This is a genomic window from Kitasatospora sp. NPDC059817 (assembly GCF_042731835.1).
In the GTDB taxonomy this organism is placed as follows: Bacteria; Actinomycetota; Actinomycetes; order Streptomycetales; family Streptomycetaceae; genus Kitasatospora.
The window spans coordinates 1-5,471 of the sequence record NZ_JBHWIR010000310.1 but is presented as its reverse complement, the minus strand read 5'-3'; the positions used below and the strand labels follow the sequence as shown (position 1 = coordinate 5,471).

The 5,471-nt window shown below is 75.0% G+C and carries 5 protein-coding genes; all 5 read right to left on the bottom strand.

Annotation, left to right across the window (positions count from 1 at the left end):
- Window positions 1–115 precede the first annotated feature (115 nt).
- Window positions 116–1,174, bottom strand: a complete 1,059-nt coding sequence (locus ACFV61_RS34080) for a Clp protease N-terminal domain-containing protein (protein WP_380495967.1) — start codon at window positions 1,172–1,174, stop codon at window positions 116–118.
- A gap of 106 nt (window positions 1,175–1,280) precedes the next feature.
- Entirely contained in the window at window positions 1,281–2,852 is a 1,572-nt protein-coding gene (locus ACFV61_RS34075; RefSeq protein ID WP_380495965.1) for an APC family permease, read from the bottom strand.
- A 397-nt stretch (window positions 2,853–3,249) separates the two neighbouring features.
- Window positions 3,250–3,666: a hypothetical protein gene (locus ACFV61_RS34070; protein ID WP_380495963.1), complete on the bottom strand. Its 417-nt coding sequence runs from the start codon at window positions 3,664–3,666 to the stop codon at window positions 3,250–3,252.
- Window positions 3,667–3,669: 3 nt separating this feature from the next.
- Window positions 3,670–4,224, bottom strand: coding sequence for a universal stress protein (locus ACFV61_RS34065; protein ID WP_380370094.1), 555 nt, complete (start codon window positions 4,222–4,224; stop codon window positions 3,670–3,672).
- 265 nt (window positions 4,225–4,489) lie between these two features.
- Window positions 4,490–5,471 (bottom strand): cytochrome P450 (locus ACFV61_RS34060; RefSeq protein WP_380495961.1); only part of this gene is annotated, 982 nt, incomplete at its 5' end.

Below are 5,471 nucleotides of genomic sequence, written 5' to 3'. Positions count from 1 at the left end.
CCGATACTCCGCATGGACTCCCTCCTCCGCCTTGCGATGCACGCACTCCGACGCCGCGCGCTGATCCGACGTGATCCGAAAGAGAGCCCCTAGTCCCAACGCCGTTCAGTAGTAATCAGGGGCGATCGAGCCGATCTCCGCACAGGGCCTCGACCAGCCGCCGGGCCCGGGTCTCCTCCGAGAGGAGCGTCTCCACCAACGGCCCGGTTCCCTGCCTGTCCGTGGCGCCGGACAGGTAGGCCTCGACCGCCCGCGGGTCGGCCGCGAGCGGCACCCGCCCGGCGGTGAGCGCCGCGTGGGCCCGGGCGTAGTCCAGGCCGAGCCGGGCCAGCCGCACCCCGCCCGCGTGCCGCTCGGCCGGGTCCGCGCCGCCCTCACCGGCCAACTGCGGGTGCCGGCAGGCGACTTCGTGCACGGCGAGAACGGCCAGCAGCACGTGCTCGGTGCCGGGCGCACGGCGGCCGAGGCGCTGCGCCTGCCCGTCGACCTCCAGCCGGACCCAGGCCATCGGCGCGACCGCGATGTTCATCTTGGCGAAGCCGGGCACCAGCAGCCGCTTCCAGCGCGGCAGCCGGTACGGCGTGCGGCCGAGCAGCGCGTCCCGGGTGGGGCGCAGCAGCGGGTCGAGGTCGTCCAGGTCGTCGGGGGCGCCCGGGGCACCGGGACCGTCCGGCACGTCGGGGCCGGCGGGCACCGCCAGTCGCTCCAGTACCGCTCCCGGCGCGACGCCCGCCGCGTGCAGCAGTTCGGCGGCCCGGGCGTGCGGATCGGCGAGCAGGGCGCGCAACAGGTGTTCTGCGCTGAACTTCCGCTCGCCGTCCTGCCGGGCCCGCTCCATGGCGCCGGCCAGGGCGCGGGCGGCGGCGCCGCTGAGCAGCAGGCCTCGCTCCCCGGTCGGGCCGAGCACGTCGCGGGCCGGCACGCTCGCGCCGGCCCCGTCGTCCGAGCCCCAGCGTGCCGTGTCGACCCCGCCCTGGCGGTCTCGCAGGACGGCGAGCAGGGCGGTCGCGGTCGCCCCGGCGGCCGACAGGGCCTCACCGGCCGGGCCCTTCGCCCCGGCGACGGCGGCCAGCAGGTGTTCCGTCCCGAGGCGGCCGTCGCTCCCGCCGCGCGCGCCCCGGGCCGCGCCCAGGACGCCGAGCGTGCGCCAGTCCGGTTCCAGCGTCGTCTCCATCCGGCCCCTCCCACCACGATGCTTTGCCCGAACTATATGCCTGCTTTGCTCGCCCTTTACACGTGACTGCGCGTCAAGGAAACGTCAGAACCGGCCGGTTCTGGACTCAGGGCGCGGAGGCCGGGTCGGCGGCGCTCACCGGGACGTCCGGGTGGCGGAACCAGGACCCCTGCACCAGCCGCTGCACCAGCATCAGCACCGCGCCGAGCAGCAGCGCGCCCAGCCCGATCACCGTCACCCCGCCGACCCGGCCGATGCCCGGCAGGTCGATCGAGGTGGCACCGTAGTCCGGGTCGGCGTAGACGTCGAAGGCGCCGTAGGCGAAGAAGTACAGCAGCATCAGGCCGCCGGCCAGCGGCAGCACGCCCTTGAAGACGAAGTCCCGGACGCTGCGGGTGAGGACCCCGCGGTAGTACCAGACGCAGGCGAAGCCGGTCAGGCCGTAGTAGAAGGCGATGCCGAGGCCGACCGAGGCGATCGAGTCGGCCAGCACGTTGCCGCTGATCGCGGTGAGCAGGACGTAGAAGGCGATCGACGCCAGGCCCATGGCGACCGTCGACCAGGTCGGGGTCCGGTGGCGCGGGTGCACCCGGGCGAAGCCGGTCGGGATGGCCCGGTGGGTGGCCATCGAGAAGGTGGTGCGGGCGGTGGGCAGGATCGTCGTCTGGGTGGAGGCGGCGGCCGAGGTCAGCACCATCAGGATCAGCAGCCGGCTGAGCACCGCGCCGATCCCGGTGGTGCCGAACACCGCGTCACCCAGGCCGGACAGCACGTCCCCCGAGTGCGCCGGGTTGCCGAGCCCGATGCCGTCCGCGCCGACCCCGGCGAAGGACTGCGCCGAGGTCGCGACCAGGACGTAGATGAGGAGCAGCAGCACGGTGGAGATGACGGCCGCGCGGCCGGGGGTGCGGGCGGAGTCGGCGGTCTCCTCGTTGACGGACACGGCGGTGTCCCAGCCCCAGTAGATGAAGACCGCGGCCAGCATGCCGGCGGTGAACGCCGAGGTCGAGGGCACGTTGAACGGGTTGAACCAGGACGCGTCGACGGGGATGGCCGTCGGGGGCGCGGCGGAGCCGTACGCCTTGACGAGCGCGGTGGCCGAGAAGGCGACCAGCATCACCACCTCGACGGCCAGCAGCCGGCGCTGGAGGGTGGCGGACAGCTCGATGCCGACGTAGCAGATCGCAGTCATCAGGACGATCCACGCCACCCCGGCGCTGGTCGTCCACACCCGGCTGTCCGCGAGCGAGTCCAGGCCGACCAGCCGGAAGCCGTACACCCCGGCGATCTGCGCCAGGTTGGCCATCACGATGACGTCGGCGACGACGATGCCCCAGCCGCCCATCCAGCCGGTGCGCGGGCCGAACGCCCGGGCGGCCCAGGTGAAGGTGGTGCCGCAGTCCGGGTCGGCGGCGTTGAGCTCCTTGTAGGCGTAGGCGATCAGCAGCATCGGGATGAACGCCAGGACGGTGACGACGGGCGCCTGGAGGCCGACCCCGACCACGACGATGCCGAGGGTCGCGGCCAGGCTGTAGGCGGGGGCGGTGGAGGCGAGGCCGATGCACACCGAGGACAGCAGGCCCAGGGCGCCGCTCTTCAGGCCCTTCTCGCCCGCACCGGAACCCGTCGGACGGTCGCTCGGACCGCCGGTCGGGGGGCTGGTCGGGGACGCCGGCACTGGCCCCACCCCCTTGAGTGCGCAGCGGGGGCCGCGAGGACCGATCTGGTCGTCTCAGCGTAACGCCGCCCTCGGCGGGCGGCCCGGGGGCGGCGAGCAGGCGGCCTGGGCGCAGGGTTGCCGGGCTTCCGGGCTTCCGGGCTTCCGGGCTTCCGGGCTTCCGGGCTTCCGGACTGGACGGACGACGCGCGGCGCGGGCCGTGGTGCGGTCGCGGCGGTGCCCGCCTGGCTCGGCGGGCCCGCTGTCCTAAGGGCGACCGCTCCGCCCCCCCGGCGCCGCGCGCCTCCTACCTGTTTTCCACCGGTTGCCGAGGGTTCCGGAGTACCGGCCGGATCCCTGGTCTCGGCGTGGTCCGCCCGTCGGCCCGAAGGCCGGTGAGGGACCGTCTGCGGGGTTTCACCCGAGTTGGTCGAGGCGCAGCCGCGCCACCCGGACCGTCCGGCGCGGCAGGGTCGTGGGCAGGGCCACCAGCAGGGCGGTGGCGGTGAACATCGCGAAGTGCGAGCCCTCCGGCCAGGGCCCGGCCCAGCCCAGTTCGCCGTGCCGGTGCTCGGCGAAGGCGTTGCAGCACAGCCAGGCCGCCAGTCCGATCAGCGGCGCCGCCCGGGGCCGGGAGAAGCCGCCGAGGATCGCGCACAGGCCGAGGTAGGCGACGTAGGCGAGCCCACCGGAGTGCAGTTCGCCGAGCCCGCCGAGGCCCATCGCCAGGACGCCGCCGGCGAGCAGGGCCACCGTGCCCGAGGTCGGGACGGAGAGCCGCTCCAGGACCGGGTGGTAGCGCCGTCCACCCGGCCGGGCCGCGTACATCCGCACGGCCTACCTCTTCGCGGCGACGAGTTCGGGCGCCGGGCCGACCGGCAGGTGCCACCGGGTGCGCCGGTGCAGCGCCTCCAGCTCGTGCAGCAGCTCGGGCACCGGGACGGTCAGCACCGGGCAGCCCGCCTCGCGCGCGCAGTGCGCCGTGACCGAGCGCCGCAACCGACGCCGCAGCAGACCGCCGCTCTGGCCGAGAACCAGCAGGTCGTCCGGCCGGTCGGCGGCCTGGACGAGGGCGGGCCCGGTCTCGCCCCTGATCACCAGCGGGCGCAGCGGCACGCCGGGGTCGGCGCCGCCGAACGCCGCGTCGAGGGCGTCCCGCAGCCGCTGTTCGGCCGCCTCCCGCACCGCGGCGAGCAGCGGCGGGCACGGCGAGCGGCGGTAGCCGAGTTCGCCGCCGGGCGGCTCCCAGGCGAGTACCGGGACGAGTTCGGCGCCACGGCTGCGGGCTTCCGCCACGCCGCGGTGCAGGGCGGCGAGGCTGCCGAGCGATCCGCTGACCCCGACCACCACCCTGCCGGTGCCGCTGCCCTGGTGCCGCCCGTTGCCGTGCATGGTCCGTCCTCGCGTCGTCGTTCCGGTACCCGGCGTGTCGCCCGGTGTGTCACCTGGCGCGTCACCTGGTGTGTCGTCCTCCACCCAACCGCCGCGCCGGCCGCCAGCCGCCCGTCCTTGACGCCTTCCTGACGCCCCGGACCGCCTTCCCAGCGCACTCCGTACGCGCGCTCCCCGCGGAGCGGTCGTCCAAGGTCTCTGCCGGCCCAGCAGGAGGGCTCTTCCTCCCGGCGCGCGGCGGTGAGTGCAATGCTCGGCGGTGTCCTCACGGCGGCGGGGGCCGGTGGCTTCGCGGTCGTTCCGGTGGATCGCCGACCCCTTGAGCCGCGGCGGTGGTGGCGTGCCAGCTGACGGGGAGGGTGAGCGGTGACTTGCTCGGGGATTCGTCGTCCCAGGCGGGTTCCTGTCCCTCGGCGAGGCGCAGTCGCGGGAAGCGGTCGAGCAGGGCTTCCAGTCCCACGGCCATCTGGGCCCGGGCCAGGTGCGCGCCGATGCAGTTGTGCGCACCCCGGCCGAAGGTGAGGTGCGGGTTCTCCGCCCGGCACAGGTCGAGCCGGTCGGCGTCGGTGAACACCCGCTCGTCGCGGTTGGCCGAGGCGAGGACGGGCAGAACGGCGTCGCCCGCGCGGATCCTGCGGTCGTGCAACTCGATGTCCTCGACGGCCTGGAGGACCACGACGCCGTTCATGACCGGTATGTACCGCAGGAGTTCCTCCACCGCGCCGGGTAGGAGGCCGCGGTCGTCGCGGAGCCGGGCGTACCGGTCGGGCGCGGTCAGCAGGGCCACCACGGCGTCGGCCAGGAACATGGTGCTCGTGCGGTAGCCGGCGACCAGCATCGAGAGCCCGAAGGTCACCACGCTCTCCCCGTCCAGGGTGCCGGGCCCGCACGCGTGGACCAGCCCGGTGAGGACGTCGTCGGCGGGCTCGCGCCGCTTGCGGTCGAGCAGTGACGCGATGTACTCGCGCAGTTCGGAGGTGACCTCGCGGCCCTCGTCCAGGGTGACCATCGCCCCGAGGGCGGCGTCCGCCCTGGGCAGGAAGTACTCGCGGTCCTCGTAGGGGATGCCCACCAGCTCGCACATGGCCAGCAGCGGGAAGGGCTCCAGGAAGCCGCCGACCAGGTCGCCGGGCTGCCCGGCGGCCGTGAAGTCGTCCAGCAGCCCATCGGGCGGGCGGCCCCGGCGCGGGGGCCGCGGGCCGGCGCGGCCGGGCGCGGACTGGGTGTGCGGGGCGCGCGGCCGCGGC

What these genes read in the sequence shown, in the direction of transcription:
- ACFV61_RS34080 (WP_380495967.1), bottom strand. Translation starts at nt 1,174, where the DNA reads ATGGAGACGACGCTGGAACCGGACTGGCGCACGCTCGGCGTCCTGGGC.
- ACFV61_RS34065 (WP_380370094.1), bottom strand. Translation starts at nt 4,224, where the DNA reads ATGCACGGCAACGGGCGGCACCAGGGCAGCGGCACCGGCAGGGTGGTG.